Annotated in this window: 12 protein-coding genes; 2 read left to right on the forward strand and 10 right to left on the reverse strand. The window is 63.7% G+C overall.

Annotation, left to right across the window (positions count from 1 at the left end; all coding sequences use genetic code 11):
* Positions 1-182: 182 nt before the first annotated feature.
* The 7 genes from J3A71_RS21525 to leuC form a co-directional block, all read right to left on the reverse strand.
* Positions 183-2,936: a FimV/HubP family polar landmark protein gene (locus J3A71_RS21525; protein ID WP_102690165.1), complete on the reverse strand. Its 2,754-nt coding sequence runs from the start codon at positions 2,934-2,936 to the stop codon at positions 183-185.
* 71 nt (positions 2,937-3,007) lie between these two features.
* Entirely contained in the window at positions 3,008-4,012 is a 1,005-nt protein-coding gene (locus J3A71_RS21530; protein ID WP_016485518.1) for an aspartate-semialdehyde dehydrogenase, read from the reverse strand.
* A gap of 446 nt (positions 4,013-4,458) precedes the next feature.
* Complete coding sequence (asd, locus tag J3A71_RS21535; RefSeq protein ID WP_016485516.1) at positions 4,459-5,571, reverse strand: aspartate-semialdehyde dehydrogenase; 1,113 nt, start codon at positions 5,569-5,571, stop codon at positions 4,459-4,461.
* A 63-nt stretch (positions 5,572-5,634) separates the two neighbouring features.
* A complete protein-coding gene (gene leuB, locus J3A71_RS21540; protein ID WP_209953232.1) occupies positions 5,635-6,717 on the reverse strand; it encodes a 3-isopropylmalate dehydrogenase in 1,083 nt (360 codons plus the stop codon).
* A gap of 54 nt (positions 6,718-6,771) precedes the next feature.
* Entirely contained in the window at positions 6,772-7,536 is a 765-nt protein-coding gene (locus tag J3A71_RS21545) for a class I SAM-dependent methyltransferase (protein WP_016485515.1), read from the reverse strand.
* A gap of 91 nt (positions 7,537-7,627) precedes the next feature.
* On the reverse strand, positions 7,628-8,272 hold the full coding sequence (gene leuD / locus J3A71_RS21550) for a 3-isopropylmalate dehydratase small subunit (RefSeq protein ID WP_016485514.1): 645 nt from the start codon (positions 8,270-8,272) through the stop codon (positions 7,628-7,630).
* A complete protein-coding gene (gene leuC / locus J3A71_RS21555; RefSeq protein WP_016500870.1) occupies positions 8,269-9,702 on the reverse strand; it encodes a 3-isopropylmalate dehydratase large subunit in 1,434 nt (477 codons plus the stop codon). The genes leuD and leuC overlap by 4 nt, the downstream gene beginning before the upstream one ends.
* 131 nt (positions 9,703-9,833) lie before the next feature.
* On the opposite strand from leuC, the gene J3A71_RS21560 reads away from it, so the two are divergent.
* A complete protein-coding gene (locus J3A71_RS21560) occupies positions 9,834-10,712 on the forward strand; it encodes a LysR family transcriptional regulator (protein WP_016485512.1) in 879 nt (292 codons plus the stop codon).
* A gap of 61 nt (positions 10,713-10,773) precedes the next feature.
* A complete protein-coding gene (locus tag J3A71_RS21565; protein ID WP_016485511.1) occupies positions 10,774-14,070 on the forward strand; it encodes a PAS domain S-box protein in 3,297 nt (1,098 codons plus the stop codon).
* A gap of 87 nt (positions 14,071-14,157) precedes the next feature.
* On the opposite strand, the gene J3A71_RS21570 is transcribed toward J3A71_RS21565, so the two are convergent.
* The 3 genes from J3A71_RS21570 to J3A71_RS21580 all read right to left on the reverse strand — a co-directional run bounded on the left by J3A71_RS21570 (position 14,158) and on the right by J3A71_RS21580 (position 16,221).
* Positions 14,158-14,601 (reverse strand): Hsp20 family protein, encoded by a 444-nt coding sequence (locus J3A71_RS21570; RefSeq protein WP_016485510.1) that lies wholly within the window; start codon positions 14,599-14,601, stop codon positions 14,158-14,160.
* A 163-nt stretch (positions 14,602-14,764) separates the two neighbouring features.
* Entirely contained in the window at positions 14,765-15,736 is a 972-nt protein-coding gene (locus tag J3A71_RS21575) for a tRNA-dihydrouridine synthase (protein ID WP_060519118.1), read from the reverse strand.
* 50 nt (positions 15,737-15,786) lie between these two features.
* Positions 15,787-16,221 (reverse strand): thioesterase family protein, encoded by a 435-nt coding sequence (locus J3A71_RS21580; protein ID WP_016485508.1) that lies wholly within the window; start codon positions 16,219-16,221, stop codon positions 15,787-15,789.
* Positions 16,222-16,298: the final 77 nt, after the last annotated feature.

The raw sequence follows: 16,298 nt of genomic DNA on the forward strand, positions 1-16,298 counted from the left end.
CTGTGGGGTGTACGAAATGGCGGGGATTATAACGACAACGGCAGCCTTGTAGGGCTGTGGGAGCGGCCTTGTGCCGCGATAGGGCCGCAGAGCGGCCCCGGCGATGCTAGCTGAGTGGCTGAAATTCTGGGGCCGCTATGCGGCCCTATCGCGACACAAGGCCGCTCCCACAGGCGCGAGATTCAGACCAGGCGAGACAGCATGTCCTCGGCTTCCTGGCGCTGGCTGTCGTCGCCGTCCTTGACCACTTCATCAAGGATGTCGCGGGCCCCCTGATTGTCGCCCATGTCGATGTAGGCGCGGGCAAGGTCGAGCTTGGTGGCCACTTCGTCACTGCCGGAGAAGAAGTCGAAGTCCAGGTCGTCCAATGGCTCGGGTTCAGGCTGCGCAATCGCATCGTCGCTGGTGAAGTGTGGCTCCAGCGATGGCGATTCGAGGCTTTGCGACAGCTTGTCCAGTTCGGCGTTGACGTCGTCCAGCTCCGAGGCAAAGCGCTTGGCGGCAGGCGAATCGTCTTCCAGCGACAGCGACAAGTCGAAATCCGACGGCATGTCGAACTCGGAGACCGGGTCAAACTCCGGCACGCTGTCGAAGGCAGCCAGCTCGGCGGCGATGTCCACCGGGGCCTCCTCCTCGGCTTGCGGGGCGGCCGGGGCAACCGGCTCAGTGACATCGAGGTCGAAATCGGACAGGTCCGCAGCAGGCTGTGGCTCTGCCTGGGCCAGCATGGCCTCGAAATCGGCGTCGGCGTCGGCTTGCAGTTCGGCATCCACGGCAAACGGCTGCTCTTCTGGCTGAATCGCTTCCAGCGCTGGCTCATCCAGCACAGGCTCGGCAATGACCAGCTCGTCGGGTACAGGTTCCTGTGCCGCCGGCTCGTTCAGCAACGGCGCTGCCAGTGGGTCTTCTTCCGGCAGGTCTTCACCCAGACTCAGGTCGAAGGCGCTGTCCAGGTCCTGCTCATCCAGGCCCGGTGCATCGAGGGTCGGCACTTCTTCGAAGGCATCCAGTTCGGCTTCAGGCTCTGCTTGCGCCACAACCTCTGGCTCAGCCTCTACCTGTTGCTCGAACTCAGGCACCTCGCCAGGCACGACATCGGCAACCACCGGCGCCTCAGGCTCGTCGTGCAGCAGCTCCTGCACATACTGCTGATCCATCTCGGCAGCCAGCGCCGCGGCACCCAGGCCGGCGGCGGCCAGGCCGAGCATGGCCGGGTAACGTTCTTTCAGCCCGGCAACCTGGGCAGTGTTGTGCTCGCTGGCCGGCAGCTTGCGCTCCTGTTCGGCGAACGCGCTCTGATCACCTTGGCGGGCGTACACATCCATCAGTTTCAAGCGCAGGTCGTCACGCTCCGGCGCGGCGTCCACAGCGGGCTCCAGCAGTTCGGTGGCGCGATTCAGGCGGCCCTCGGCCAGGCATTGATCCACTTCGGCCAACAGCGCGGCGTGAGGGTCTGCGTACGGCTCAGGCTCGAGTGCTGGCTCGGCGGCTGGCGCTGCCACTTTTTCCGCAGCAACGGCAGCGGCAGCCGAGGCTGCGACCACGGCTGGCGACAGCGTCACGCTCGGCTCCGCGACCTCAACGCCGTCAAGGCTCTCGGTATCGTTGTCGAAACCTGTGCCTTGCTCTTCTTCCAGCGCCCGCGCCATGCGCAGGTGCTTTTCTGCTTCTTGCTGGGCCTTGCGCTTGCGCGCCAGCAGCCACAGCAACAAGGCCAGCACCAGAATGCTGGAGCCGGCAATCAGCCAAAGCAGCCACGGGTTGCCCAGGATCTGGTCAAGTGCGCTGCCCGACTGGCTAGCTGACGCCGGATTGGCGGCCGGCACCGGCTTGGGCGCGGTATCGACGGCAGCAGGTGCAGGCTTGACCGCTGGCTGAGCGGCGGCTGCCGGCTGGGCAGAAGCAGCAGCTGCCACTGCCGGAGCGGCTGCACCCTGGCCTTCCAGGCGCGCCAGCTGATTGTTCTTCAGCTCGATCAGACGCTGCAGCTTGTCCAGCTGGCTCTGCAGGTCGGCCATGCGGCTTTTGAGTTCGTCGTTGTCACGGCGGCTGGTGTCCAGGCTTTCCTGGGCCACGGCCAGCTTGTCGTTGAGTGCCTTGGCCTGGCCGGCACCGGCCTGGCTGCCCGGTGTGACCAGGCGCAGGTTGTCGCCCTGGGCGATGCGCGCCGGGGCGGCTTCGGCGGCGCCACGGCGGGTAGCGTCCAGCTGGCGGGCACGCGGGCCGAGGCGGCGGCCTTCACGCCAAGCGGCGTACTGCTCGGCCACCTCGCGGTTCGCCTCGCCTTGGGCAATGTTCTGGACCTGCTGCTGGTCGGGCAGGCGCAGTACCTGGCCAACCTTCAGCTGGTTGATGTTGTTGCCGATGAAGGCGTCCGGGTTCAGCGCCTGGATCGCGATCATGGTCTGCTGGATCGAGCCACCCTGGGTGTTGCGCGCAGCAATTTGCCACAGGGTATCGCGGCGCTGGGTGGTGTAGTTGCTGGCACCGGTTGTGGCCGGTGTGACATTGCCCGCCGCCGGCTTGTCGCCTTGCGCCTTGGCCTGGTCGAGCAACACGCTGTAGTCACGCAGCAGGCGGCCTTGCGGCCACATGACCTGGACCAGGAACTTGACCACTGGCCCCGGCAGCGGCTGGCTGGAGGTCACCCGCAGCACGCTCTTGCCGTTGGGGTTGATCACCGGTGTGAAGGTCAGGTCTTCGAGGTAGGTCGGAAACGCCACCCCGGCCTTGCTGAACTCTTCCGGTGGCGCCAGGCTCGGCGCCACTTCGGCGGCTTTGAGGTCGCGTACGTCGAGCAATTCGATCTCGGCGTCCAGCGGCTGATTCTGTGCCGACTTCAGGGTCAGCTCCCCCAGGCCCAGCGCATTCGCCATGCCAGACGACAGCGCGGAGGCTGCAGCCATGGCCAGAACCAGTTTGCGAATTCGAAGCATGACCTCTTCCCTTGTATGAATCGTCCCGAAACCTGCAAGCAGAGCAGGACAAAAGTGCTCGCCAGTATCTTTTACGGCATCTGTTTAATCAACAATTGTGCCACTTGCACGGCATTGAGCGCGGCGCCTTTGCGCACGTTGTCGGTGGTCAGCCAGAGGTTGAGCTGCTGGTCTTCATCAACACCGTGACGTACACGACCAACATAGACCACGTCTTGGCCCACTGCGTCACCGACCGGGGTCGGATAATCATCACGCTCCACCCGCTCGACGCTATCGGCTGCCTCCAGCGCCTGGTTGACCGCCTCCAGGTCGACCGGGCGACGGCTCTGCACAGCCACACTGAAGCTATCGCCGAAAAACACCGGGACTTGAACGCAGCTTACGGAAATCTTCAATTCAGGCATGCCGAGCAGCACCCGCAACTCGCTGACCAGGCGGCGCTCCAGCGCTGTATGGCCCTGTTCATCGGCGGCCCCTACCTGGGCCAGCAGGTTGAATGCCACCTGGCGGTCAAAGAAGCGAGGCTCCAGCGGCCGGGCATTGAGCAGCTCAGCGGTTTGCCGGGCCAGTTCGCTGACCGCTTCACGGCCTTGCGCAGACACCGCCAACGCGGCCATCACTTGCACCCGCTCAATGTCGAGCAGGCCTTTGAGCGGCGCCAGCGCGACGGCCAGGGCTACAGCGGCCGAGCATGGGCTGATGATGCGCGCTGGCAACGACAGGCCGGCCAGGCGGTCGGCGTTGGCTTCCGGCACCAAGGCCAGGGCGTCGTCCAGGCCACCGGACAGGTCGATCACCGTGCAGCCTGCCTGCAGCGCCTTGCCGGCAAAGCTGCGGCTGACGGCGGCGCCGGTGGCGAAGAAGGCCAGCTTGACCTGGGCAAAGTCGAAGCTGTCGACTTCGCGCACTTTCAGCTTCTTGCCAGCGAACATCACGCTGCTGCCCGCCGATTCCATGCTGGCCAGCAGGTGCAGCGTGGCGACCGGGAATGCGAGTTCTTCGAGGATCTGCACCAAGGCTTCACCGACGCTGCCGGTGGCGCCGACGACGGCGATGTCCAAAGGGTGTGTCATGGTAGGGATCCTCTTGCAGAAAACGGCGGGGGCGGCACTTTACTCGGATTGTAGGGTTTTGTCTGTGCTGGCCGTATCTTCGCCGCTGTGGGTTGCGTGAGGGCTAGCGGGGATGGTTTGGGATTTGCGGTGTTTGTGAGATCGAGCGCCGCCCGCGCGGCGCATCGCGACGCAAGGCCGCTCCCACATTTGTTTCGGGCCAGTCCATCCTGCGCCAGGCGCGCGCGACCGCCTTGTATGTACGACGCGATATCGATGCATGCGCCAAGGCCTACGCGCGCGAATCCCACAGGAATAACTGGCCCGAAACAAATGTGGGAGCGGCCTTGCGTCGCGATGCGCCGCGCGGGCGGCGCTCGATCTCACCGGCACCAAAAATGCTGTGGCGAACACTCAAAAAAAACCCGCACTGTCGCCAGCGCGGGTTTTTGGTCAAAGCAGAACGATCAACGCTCCAGCAGAATCCGCAGCATGCGGCGCAGCGGTTCGGCGGCGCCCCACAGCAGCTGGTCACCCACGGTGAACGCGCCCAGGTACTGCGAGCCCATGTTCAGCTTGCGCAGACGGCCAACCGGGATGTTCAGGGTACCGGTGACCTTGGTCGGGGTCAGCTCCTGCATGCTGATTTCACGCTGGTTCGGCACCAGCTTCACCCAAGGGTTGTGCTGGCTGATCATGCCTTCGATGTCGGCGATCGGCACGTCCTTGTTCAGCTTGATGGTCAGCGCCTGGCTGTGGCAACGCATGGCGCCGATGCGCACGCAGATGCCGTCGACCGGGATCGGGCTCTTGAAGCGACCGAGGATCTTGTTGGTCTCGGCCTGGGCTTTCCATTCTTCACGGCTCTGGCCGTTCGGCAGTTCCTTGTCGATCCAAGGGATCAGGCTGCCGGCCAGTGGCACACCAAAGTTCTCGGTCGGGAAGGCGTCGCTGCGCATGCTCTCGGCAACCTTGCGGTCGATGTCGAGGATGGCGCTGGCCGGGTTGGCCAGGTCGTCGGCAACGGCTGCGTGAGTGGCGCCCATCTGCTTGATCAGCTCGCGCATGTTCTGCGCGCCAGCACCCGAGGCTGCCTGGTAGGTCATGGCGCTCATCCACTCGACCAGGCCGGCTTCGAACAGCCCACCCAGGCCCATCAGCATCAGGCTGACAGTGCAGTTGCCGCCGATATAGTTCTTGGTACCGGCGTCCAGCTGCTGATCAATGACCTTGCGGTTGACCGGGTCGAGGACGATCACCGCATCATCCTGCATGCGCAGGGACGAGGCCGCATCGATCCAGTAACCCTGCCAGCCGGCTTCACGCAGCTTGGGGAAGACCTCGTTGGTGTAGTCGCCGCCCTGGCAGGTCAGGATCACGTCGAGGGTCTTGAGTTCTTCAATCGAATAAGCGTCTTTGAGCGGCGCTGTATCCTTGCCCACGTTCGGGCCTTGGCCGCCGACATTGGAGGTAGTGAAGAACACCGGCTCGATAAGGTCGAAATCCTGCTCCTCCAGCATCCGCTGCATGAGCACGGAACCGACCATGCCGCGCCAACCGATCAGACCTACACGTTTCATCGCAACTACACCTTTGCTAAAAGTGGGCCGCCACCGGGAATTTGGGGTGGCGGGCCAGAGAGATTACAGATTCCGCAGCGCTGCGACTACTGCGTCGCCCATTTCCTGCGTACCAACTTTGCGGCAGCCTTCCGAGAAGATGTCGCCGGTGCGCAGGCCCTGGTCAAGGACCAGGCTGACGGCCTTCTCGATCGCATCGGCGGCAGCCGACTGATTGAAGCTGTAACGCAGCATCATCGACACCGACAAAATGGTCGCCAGCGGGTTGGCGATGCCAAGGCCGGCGATGTCCGGCGCCGAACCGTGGCACGGCTCGTACATGCCCTTGTTGTCGGCATCCAGCGACGCAGATGGCAGCATGCCGATGGAACCGGTCAGCATGGAAGCTTCATCCGACAGAATGTCACCGAACATGTTGTCGGTCACCATCACGTCGAACTGCTTGGGTGCGCGCACCAGCTGCATGGCAGCGTTGTCGACGTACATGTGGCTCAGTTCGACGTCCGGATAGTCCTTGGCCACGTCTTCGACCACTTCACGCCACAGCTGGCTGGACGCCAGGACGTTGGCCTTGTCCACCGAGCACAGCTTCTTGCCACGTACGCGGGCCATGTCGAAGCCGACACGGGCAATGCGGCGCACTTCGCTTTCACTGTACGGCAGGGTGTCGTAGGCCTGGCGCTCGCCGCCTTCCAGCTCGCGCTGGCCACGCGGGGCACCGAAGTAGATGCCGCCGGTCAGCTCACGGACGATGAGGATGTCCAGGCCCGAAACGATTTCCGGCTTCAGCGACGAGGCATCGGCCAGCTGCGGGTAGAGGATGGCCGGGCGCAGGTTGGCGAACAGGCCCAGTTGCGAACGGATTTTAAGCAGGCCGCGCTCAGGGCGGATGTCACGCTCGATCTTGTCCCACTTCGGGCCACCCACGGCGCCCAGCAGCACGGCATCGGCCTTGCGCGCACGCTCCAGGGTTTCGTCGGCCAGCGGCACGCCATGCTTGTCGATGGCGGCGCCACCGATCACGTCATGTTCCAGGCTGAAGCCAAGCTGGAACTTGTCGTTGGCCAGTTCCAGCACCTTGACCGCTTCGGCCATGATTTCCGGGCCGATACCGTCACCAGGGAGAATCAGAATCTGCTTGCTCATGCTTTCCTCTATCCATTCACGCGGTGCGGCCAAACGGGCCCCACCGAAAAGTGCTTAACGCTCGGCCCACAACACCAGCACATCGGTGCTGAACGAGCCATCGGCCTCGATCTGGTAATACTGCCGTACTTCTTCACCCATGGCTTGCTGCAATTGGCGTATGGCCACGCGCATCGGCTCGGGGGTGCGCATGCGCTCGACCCAGCTGCTGAACTCCAGGCGCAGTGGCTGGCGCGTGTGGCTGCGCACATGCAGGCCGGCTTCGCTGACCTGACGCTGCCATTCGGCGGCGGAGTAGTCGCGCACATGGCTGGTGTCGCGCAGCACCTCGACCGTTTGCAGGTAGGTGTCGAGCAGCGGGCTGCCGGGTGACATCACATCGACGAACGCCGCCACGCCACCGGGCTTGAGCACCCGGCGCACTTCGCGCAGGGCCAGGCCCAGGTCGCTCCAGTGGTGGGCCGAGTAGCGGCTGAAGACGAAATCGAACGAAGCATCGGCAAACGGCAGGCGTTCGGCCGCGCCGCGCTCGGTGGTGATGTTGGCCAGGCCGCGCTCGGCGGCAGCACTGGCGACCACGTCGAGCATGGCTTGCGAAAGGTCGTAGGCGACCACCTCGGCGACCAGCGGCGCGACGTGGAAGCTGACATGACCGGCACCGCAGCCCAGGTCCAGCACGCGCGCATGGGCCTGCCCTGCCAGCTCAGCCTGCAGCAGGGCGAACTCACTGCCCTGGGCGTGCACGGTGCTGCTGAGGTAGGCGCTGGCCTGTTCGCCGAACTGGCGCTGGACCACGTCGGTGTGGTTGGTGCTGGTCATGGGTGCAGTCCTTTTGATTGTCATCACCAGTACCGGCCTCTTCGCGGGGCAAGCCCGCTCCCACAGAGGCCAGCACTCACAGCTACATCACTCAGGCATCACGGAACAGCCAAGGCTGGCTGGCGCGGTGCTTGCCTTCGAAGGCCTTGATCGCATCGCTGTCCTGCAGGGTCAGGCCGATATCGTCCAGGCCGTTGAGCAGGCAGTGCTTGCGGAACGCATCGATCTCGAAATGCAGCACCTTGCCATCCGGACGTGTCACGGCCTGCGCTTGCAAGTCGATGGTCAGCTGGTAACCCGGGTTGGCTTCGACCTGCTTGAACAACTCGTCGACTTCCTCATCGCTGAGGATGATCGGCAGCAAGCCGTTCTTGAAGCTGTTGTTGAAGAAGATGTCGGCAAAGCTCGGCGCGATCACGCTGCGGAAGCCGTACTCGTCCAGCGCCCACGGGGCGTGCTCACGGCTGGAGCCACAACCGAAGTTTTCCCGCGCCAGCAACACGCTGGCACCCTGGTAGCGTTCGTGGTTGAGCACGAACTCGGTGTTCAGCGGGCGCTTGCTGTTGTCCTGGTAGGGCTGGCCCACGTCCAGGTAACGCCATTCGTCGAACAGGTTAGGGCCAAAGCCGGTGCGCTTGATCGACTTCAAAAACTGCTTGGGGATGATCTGGTCGGTGTCGACGTTGGCACGGTCCAACGGCGCGACGAGGCCAGTGTGCTGGGTAAAGGCTTTCATGCTGCGCTCCCTTGGATCAACTCGCGGACATCGATGAAGTGGCCGGTCACCGCGGCAGCGGCAGCCATGGCCGGGCTGACCAGGTGGGTACGGCCACCGGCCCCCTGACGGCCTTCGAAGTTGCGGTTGGAGGTGGACGCGCAGTGCTCGCCGCTCTCCAGGCGGTCCGGGTTCATCGCCAGGCACATCGAGCAGCCTGGCTCACGCCATTCGAAACCGGCTTCGACAAAGATCTTGTCCAGGCCTTCGCGCTCGGCCTGGGCCTTGACCAGGCCCGAACCTGGCACGACGATGGCTTGCTTGACGGTAGCGGCCACCTTGCGGCCCTTGGCGATTTCGGCTGCGGCGCGCAGGTCTTCGATACGCGAGTTGGTGCACGAGCCGATGAACACGCGGTCCAGCTGAATATCGGTGATCGCCTGGTTGGCGGTCAGGCCCATGTACTTCAGGGCACGCTCGATCGAACCACGCTTGACCAGGTCGGCTTCGGCAGCCGGGTCCGGCACGCGCTGATCGACGGCCAGGACCATCTCGGGCGAGGTGCCCCAGCTGACCTGTGGCTTAATCTGGCTGGCATCGAGCTCGACCACGGTGTCGAACACGGCATCGTCATCCGACACCAGGTCTTTCCACGACTCGACCGCTTGTTTCCACTGCTCGCCCTTCGGCGCGTACGGGCGGCCTTCAACGTAGGCAACGGTGGTGGCGTCAGTGGCCACCAGGCCCACGCGGGCACCGGCCTCGATGGACATGTTGCAAATGGTCATGCGGCCTTCCATCGACAATTCGCGGATGGCGCTGCCGGCAAACTCCATGGCGTGGCCATTGCCACCCGCGGTGCCGATCTTGCCGATCACGGCCAGGACGATGTCCTTGGCGGTAACACCGGCAGGCAATTGGCCTTCCACGCGCACCAGCATGTTCTTCATCTTTTTGGCGACCAGGCACTGGGTGGCGAGCACGTGCTCGACCTCGGAGGTGCCAATGCCGTGGGCCAGGGCACCGAAAGCGCCATGGGTGGAGGTGTGCGAGTCACCGCAGACCACGGTCATGCCGGGCAAGGTGGCGCCCTGCTCGGGGCTGATGACGTGAACGATGCCCTGGCGTTCGTCATTCATCTTGAATTCGACGATGCCGTATTCGTCACAGTTTTCGTCAAGGGTCTGCACCTGCAGGCGCGACACCTGGTCGACGATGGCCTCGATGCCGCCCTTGCGCTCTGGCGTGGTCGGCACGTTGTGGTCGGGGGTGGCGATGTTGGTGTCGATGCGCCACGGTTTGCGGTTGGCCAGGCGCAGGCCTTCAAAGGCCTGGGGCGACGTCACTTCGTGGATGATGTGGCGGTCGATGTAGATCAAGGACGAGCCGTCATCACGGCGCTTGACCTCATGGGCTTCCCAGAGTTTGTCGTAGAGCGTTTTGCCAGCCATCAGACTGTTCCTCATCAGCGTCTTTCTATGCCAAAGACCCCTTGGCTTGTACGGACGATGCTAGGGGGTTAGATTGAATAACTCAAATTCATAATTTTTATGCTTTGGATAACCCAAAGGAATACAACCCCATGGACCTGGCCAACCTCAGTGCCTTTATCGCCATTGCCGAAACCGGCAGTTTTTCCGGGGCCGCCGACCGGCTGTTCCTGACCCAGCCGGCCATCAGCAAACGCATCGCCGGGCTGGAACAGCAACTGGGTGTGCGCCTGTTCGACCGCCTGGGCCGCGAGGTCACCCTGACCGAGGCCGGGCGCGCCCTGCTGCCACGGGCCTACCAGATTCTCAATGTGCTTGATGATACCCGACGGGCGCTGACCAACCTGACCGGGGCCGTGAGCGGTCGTCTGACCCTGGCCACCAGCCACCACATCGGCCTGCACCGCCTGCCTCCATTGCTGCGGGCTTTCACCCGCCAGTACCCGGCGGTGGCGCTGGATATTCAGTTTCTGGATTCAGAACAGGCCTACGACGAAATTCTGCATGGCCGTGCCGAGATTGCCGTGATCACCCTGGCGCCCGACCCGCACCACCTGATCAAGGCCGTACCGGTGTGGGACGACGCCCTGGACTTTGTCGCCGCGCCCGAGCACCCGCTGGCCAACAACCGTACAGTCAGCCTGGCTGATGTGGCCCGCCACCCGGCGGTATTCCCCGGCGGCAACACCTTTACCCACCATATTGTCCAGCGCCTGTTCGAAAGCCAGGGCCTGACGCCGAACATCGCCATGAGCACCAACTACCTGGAAACCATCAAGATGATGGTATCGATCGGGCTGGCCTGGAGTGTATTGCCACGCACCATGCTCGACGAACAGGTTGCACCCATCGCATTACCGGGCATACAGCTGTCACGCCAGCTAGGCTACATCTTGCACACGGAGCGTACGCTGTCGAACGCGGCCAGGGCTTTCATGGCCCTGCTCGACAGCCACGCAGGGCCGGCCTGACCGGCCGTCAGCCCGGCACATCCAATTCAAGGACGCGTCATACGCCAAAGGTCTGGTACCGATGCCCAAATCAGCAAACCGCTTTTTGCGCCTGCCGCGTATTCCTGCGGCCGATCCCCAAGAGTCGGAGCAGGCCTGGCAGAACGCCCCACAACTGCTGGCCGCGCTCAATGGCGCGCGCCTGGGGGCCTGGCTATGGGACATCGATAGCGGCCGGGTCAGCTGGTCACGAGGCACCCAGGCGCTGTTCGGCTTCGACCCGCAGCGACCGTTGCCCGCCGATGTCGACTACCTCGACTTGCTGCCCGAGGAAGACCGCGCCCGCACCCGCCAGGTGTTCCAGGCCGTGTTCAACGGCGAGCCGGTGGAACAGGCCATGCGTCACCGCATTCGCTGGCCTGACGGCAGCCTGCACTGGCTGGAGATCAACGGCAGCCTGACCCACGACCAGCATGGGCGCCCGCAGATGATCGGGGTGATCCGCGAAATCACCCGCCAGCGCGAGCGGGAAACAGCGCTGATCAATTCGGAAAAGCGCTTCGCCACCCTGTTCCACCTCAGCCCCAACGCCATTTTGCTGACCCGCCGCCACGACGGCATGATCTTCGAGGTCAACCAGCATTTCGAAGACATGTTCGGCTGGCCTGGCAGCCAGGTGATCGGCAAGACCAGCCTGGAGTTGGGCCTGTGGGTCCACCCCGAACAGCGTCACCAGGTGATGGAGTCGACCCGCGCCAATGGCGGCCCGCTCATCATGGAGGTGCAGTTCCGTGCCTCCAGCGGCAAGGTGCACGACGGCATCCTCTGCACCCAGGGCATCGAACTGGAGGGCATCACCTTCCTGATCAGCACGTTCGTCGACACCACCGAACGCAAGCGCGCCGAGCAGGCCCTGAAGGACAGCCAGGAACGGCTGGACCTGGCCCTGGACTCGGCGCAGCTGGGCACCTGGGACTGGCATATCCCCAGCGGCATGCTCTACGGTTCGGCCCGCGCCGCGCAGCTTCACGGCCTGCCGCCCACCCCTTTTCACGAGTCGTTCGATGCGTTTTTCGAGGGGGTGCCGGAACAGGAGCGCAACTCGATGCGCCAGGCCTACCGCAGCCTGCGCGAAGGGCCCGCTGGCAACTACCAGATTACCTACCGGGTGCAGCTGGAGAACGGCATTTCGCGCTATATCGAAAGCCGCGCACGCCTGTACCGCGACGAACAGGGCAACCCGCTGCGCATGGCCGGCACCTTGCTCGACATTACCGACCAGGTGGAGCGCGAGCAGCGCCTGAGCGCCTCGGAAGAGAAGTTCGCCAGCCTTTTCCAGGTCAGCCCCGACCCAATCTGCGTTACCCGCCAGGACACCGGCCAGTTCATCGAGATCAACCCCGCGTTCAGCCAGACCTTTGGCTGGGGCAGCGACCAGGTGATTGGCCGCACAGCCGAGGAAATCGGCTTGTGGGCCGAGTCCATCGAACGTGCGCAACGTATCGAGCGGGTCATCCGCGAACAGGCCCTGAGCAACGTTGCCGTGGTGGTCAACCACCGCGACGGCGCGCCGCTGACCTGTGTGATCTCCAGCCGCCTGATCACCGTCGACGACCAGCCCTGCAGCGTTACCACCCTGCGCGACATCACCCAGCAACAACGCGCCGAGGCGGCGCTGCAGTCCAGCGAGGAAAAGTTCGCCAAGGCCTTCCACTCCAGCCCCGACGCCATCACCATCACCGAACGCCACAGCGGCCGCTACCTGGAAATCAACGATGGCTTCTGCCGCCTGACAGGCTACAGTGCCGCCGATGTGGTCGGCCACACGGTATATGAGATCGGTATCTGGGCCGATGACAAGCAGCGCAGCGCGTTGCTGGCCGAGTTGCGCGAGCGCGGCCGGGTGCATCACCGGGAAATGCTTGGGCGTAACAAGCGCGGCGATATCCTCACCGTGGAAGTTTCTGTCGAGCCGATCACCCTCAACGAAGTCGACTGCCTGCTGCTGACCGCACGCGACGTCAGCCAGTTGAAAAACGCCCAGGCGCAAATACGCCATCTGGCCTACCACGATCCGCTGACCAACCTGCCCAACCGTGCCCTGCTGATGGACCGCCTGAGCCAGCAGATTGCCCTGCTCAAGCGCCACAACTTGCGCGGCGCCCTGCTGTTCCTCGATCTCGACCACTTCAAGCACATCAACGACTCGCTGGGCCATCCGGTGGGCGACGCGGTGCTGAAGATCATCACCGCACGCCTGGAAGCCAGTGTGCGCCTGGAAGACACCGTGGCCCGACTGGGTGGCGACGAGTTCGTGGTATTGCTCAGCGGACTGGAAGGCAGCCGTGAGCTGGTAGAGGAAAAAGTGCGTGAACTGGCCGACACGCTGCGTGAGCTGTTGGCCGAACCGATGTCGCTGGATGGCCAGCGCCTGCAGGTGACGCCCAGCATCGGCGTGGCGCTGATCCCCGACCACGGCACCACGCCGGCCGATCTGCTCAAGCGTGCCGATATCGCGCTTTACCGGGCAAAGGACTCTGGGCGCAACACCACCCAGTTGTTCCACACCACCATGCAGAAGGCCGCCAGCGAACGCCTGCGCATGGAAAACGACCTGCGCCTGGCCTTGGCCCGCGGTGAACTGGCGTTGTACTTCCAGCCCCAGGTGGATGCCCGCGACAACCGCATCGTCGGCGCCGAGGTGCTGCTGCGCTGGCATCACCCGCAACTCGGCCAGCAGCCGCCCTCGCAGTTCATCCAGGTGCTGGAAGAAAGCGGCCTGATCCTGGAAGTTGGCAGCTGGATCCTTGACGAAGCCTGCGATGCTTGCGCGCACATGCTGGCCGACGGCCTGATCGACGCGGATGATTTCAGCCTGTGCGTGAACATCAGCCCTCGGCAGTTCCGCCAAAACGACTTTGTCGGGCGCGTGCTGCGCAGCCTGGACGACTATCGGCTGCCACGACACATGCTCAAGCTGGAAATCACCGAAGGCATCGTCATCCAGAACCTGGAAGACACCATCAGCAAAATGCGCGAACTGAAGCACTACGGGGTGAGTTTTGCCATGGATGACTTCGGCACTGGCTATTCATCGCTGACCTACCTCAAGCGCCTGCCGGTCGATGCGCTGAAGATCGACCAGACCTTTGTGCGCGATGCACCGATCGACCCCAACGACGCCGAAATCGTCCGCGCCATTGTCGCCATGGCCCGCAGCCTGGACCTGGCGGTGATTGCCGAGGGGGTCGAACTGACTGAACAGCTTGAGTTTCTGGAACGGCTGGGCTGTCACCTGTATCAGGGCTACCTGCACAGCCGGCCGTTGCCGTTGCCAGAGTTTCGCAAGCTGTTGCTGGAAGCGCCGGCAGACTACTGATCGCCTGGCTGCCAGCGCCTGCACGGTAGCGCGTCAGGAGCACAAAAAAGGGCACCCCTGGGGGTGCCCTTCTTCATCGCAGCGTGATCAGTTCAGCGCTGGTTTGTCGCCATTGATCGGGATGCGCTTGGCCTTGGCTTCTTCAGGCACGATGCGCAGCAGGTCGATGCTGAGCAGGCCGTTGGCCAGGCCGGCGGCTTTCACTTCGATATGGTCAGCCAGGCGGAACGACAGCTTGAAGGCGCGTTGCGCGATACCCTGATGCAGGTAGGTCACTTCAGCGGCGCCATTGTCGCGCTTGCCACCGGTCACGGTCAGGACACCTTTCTCAACCTGCAGGTCGAGGTCCTCCTCTTGGAAACCGGCTGCGGCTACTACGATGCGATAGTGGTCCTCGCCATGTTTTTCCACGTTGTAGGGCGGGTAGCTGCTACCGGCCTCATTACGTGCCGCGGATTCGAACAGGTCGTTGAAACGGTCGAAACCAACGGAATGGCGGAACAGTGGAGCAAGAGAGAAAGCGGTAGTCATGGTCATAAACTCCTGAGATTCAGCAAGTAAGTCATTACGCGACCCGGCTTCGGCATCGCGTACTCAAAAGATATGGCCGAGGGAAAAGCTTTCAAGGGGCAATGATAAAAAAATTTGAAATCGGTGTAGCCCTTTTCGCGGGCATGCCAGCGAAGAGGCCAGCTCAGGCAACACAGGCCTCCAAAGCCTGCACCTCAACCCCCAGCAACCGGCTGATCCGCGCGCAGTCATCTTCCCGGCGCAACTCGGCAAACAGCACCACCGCTTCGGGGTAACTGCGGGTCAGCATGGCCAGCCATTGCTTCATCCGCCCCGGTGCATAACGCGGTGACAGTTTGGCCTGGGCCTGACGCCAGAACTCGCGCAACAACGGCAGCAGGTCATCCCAGCTCATCGGCTGATAGTCTCGCCCATCACGGGCTGCGGCAATCTGCAGGCCAAGGTCCGGGCGCGATACCAGGCCACGGCCCAGCATGATGTCCTCGGCCCCGCTGACCTCACGGCACCGCCGCCAGTCATCAACAGTCCAGATCTCGCCATTGGCGAACACCGGCACCTTGACCACATCCTGCACCCGCGCCACCCATTCCCAGTGCGCCGGCGGCTTGTAGCCCTCGACCTTGGTCCGCGCATGCACCACCAGATGCGCCGAGCCCCCCTCTGCCAATGCCGTGGCACACTCAAGCGCGCCGTCGGGGCTGTCGAAACCCAGGCGCATCTTCGAGGTTACCGGGATATGCGCCGGCACTGCGCGGCGCACCTCCCGCACGATGGCGTGCAGCAACTCCGGCTCTTTGAGCAGCACGGCACCGCCACGTGACTTGTTCACGGTCTTGGCCGGGCAGCCGAAGTTCAGGTCGATCACTGGCGCACCCAGCTCACAGGCCAGCGCCGCGTTTTCCGCCAGGCACACCGGGTCCGACCCCAGCAACTGCACGCGCATGGGCACCCCCGCAGCCGTACGCGCGCCCTGGCGCAGCTCGGGCGCCAGCTTGTCGAACGAGGACGGCGGCAGCAGGCGGTCGCACACGCGAATGAACTCAGTGACGCACCAGTCGATACCGCCCACGCGGGTCAATACGTCGCGCAGGATGTTGTCAACCAGCCCCTCCATGGGGGCCAGGGCAATTTGCATGTCGGGGTCTCGGTGAAAAAGCCGGCAGTCTAACAAAAATTGTCGACGATTCAGGTGCCGATCAGCGCCGGACCGTAGCCATCTACGAATTCCGCCGGCATGCGCCTGGGCTTGCCGCTGGACAGCTCGATGCAGGCAAAGGTGGTGTGCGCACGCAGCAGGGTTACGCCGTCACGCGGGCGCTTGAGCTGAAAGCGCCGGGTCATGCGCAGGCGCTGATCCCAGTCGATGATCCAGGTGGCCAGTTGCAGCTCGTCATCCTCGTAGGCGGCGGCCAGGTAATCGATTTCGTGACGCACCACCGCCATCGCCCGATCCAGGCGCCGATACTCCGCCAGGTCCAGCCCCAGGCGCTGGGAGTGGCGCCAGGCGCAACGCTCCAGCCACGTGACGTAGACCGCGTTGTTGGCATGACCAAGGCCGTCGATGTCCTCGCTGCTGACGCGCAGGTCGATGACGAAGGGTGTTGCCAGGTCCCAGCTCATGTTCGCTTCCTTGGCACAAAAGGCGATTTAGCAGCGACCTGCAGGGCAATGTCCAGCCCCTGCGCAAGATTTACCGG

The sequence above is a fragment of the Pseudomonas sp. PvP089 genome (assembly GCF_017875165.1).
GTDB classification, from domain to species: domain Bacteria; phylum Pseudomonadota; class Gammaproteobacteria; order Pseudomonadales; family Pseudomonadaceae; genus Aquipseudomonas; species Aquipseudomonas fortuita.

Coding starts and splice junctions, on each gene's coding strand:
- leuD (WP_016485514.1), bottom strand. CDS start 8,272: ATGAAAGCCTTTACCCAGCACACTGGCCTCGTCGCGCCGTTGGACCGT.
- leuB (WP_209953232.1), bottom strand. CDS start 6,717: ATGAGCAAGCAGATTCTGATTCTCCCTGGTGACGGTATCGGCCCGGAA.
- J3A71_RS21530 (WP_016485518.1), bottom strand. CDS start 4,012: ATGACACACCCTTTGGACATCGCCGTCGTCGGCGCCACCGGCAGCGTC.
- asd (WP_016485516.1), bottom strand. CDS start 5,571: ATGAAACGTGTAGGTCTGATCGGTTGGCGCGGCATGGTCGGTTCCGTG.
- leuC (WP_016500870.1), bottom strand. CDS start 9,702: ATGGCTGGCAAAACGCTCTACGACAAACTCTGGGAAGCCCATGAGGTC.
- J3A71_RS21560 (WP_016485512.1), top strand. CDS start 9,834: ATGGACCTGGCCAACCTCAGTGCCTTTATCGCCATTGCCGAAACCGGC.
- J3A71_RS21570 (WP_016485510.1), bottom strand. CDS start 14,601: ATGACTACCGCTTTCTCTCTTGCTCCACTGTTCCGCCATTCCGTTGGT.
- J3A71_RS21565 (WP_016485511.1), top strand. CDS start 10,774: ATGCCCAAATCAGCAAACCGCTTTTTGCGCCTGCCGCGTATTCCTGCG.
- J3A71_RS21545 (WP_016485515.1), bottom strand. CDS start 7,536: ATGACCAGCACCAACCACACCGACGTGGTCCAGCGCCAGTTCGGCGAA.
- J3A71_RS21580 (WP_016485508.1), bottom strand. CDS start 16,221: ATGAGCTGGGACCTGGCAACACCCTTCGTCATCGACCTGCGCGTCAGC.
- J3A71_RS21525 (WP_102690165.1), bottom strand. CDS start 2,936: ATGCTTCGAATTCGCAAACTGGTTCTGGCCATGGCTGCAGCCTCCGCG.
- J3A71_RS21575 (WP_060519118.1), bottom strand. CDS start 15,736: ATGCAAATTGCCCTGGCCCCCATGGAGGGGCTGGTTGACAACATCCTG.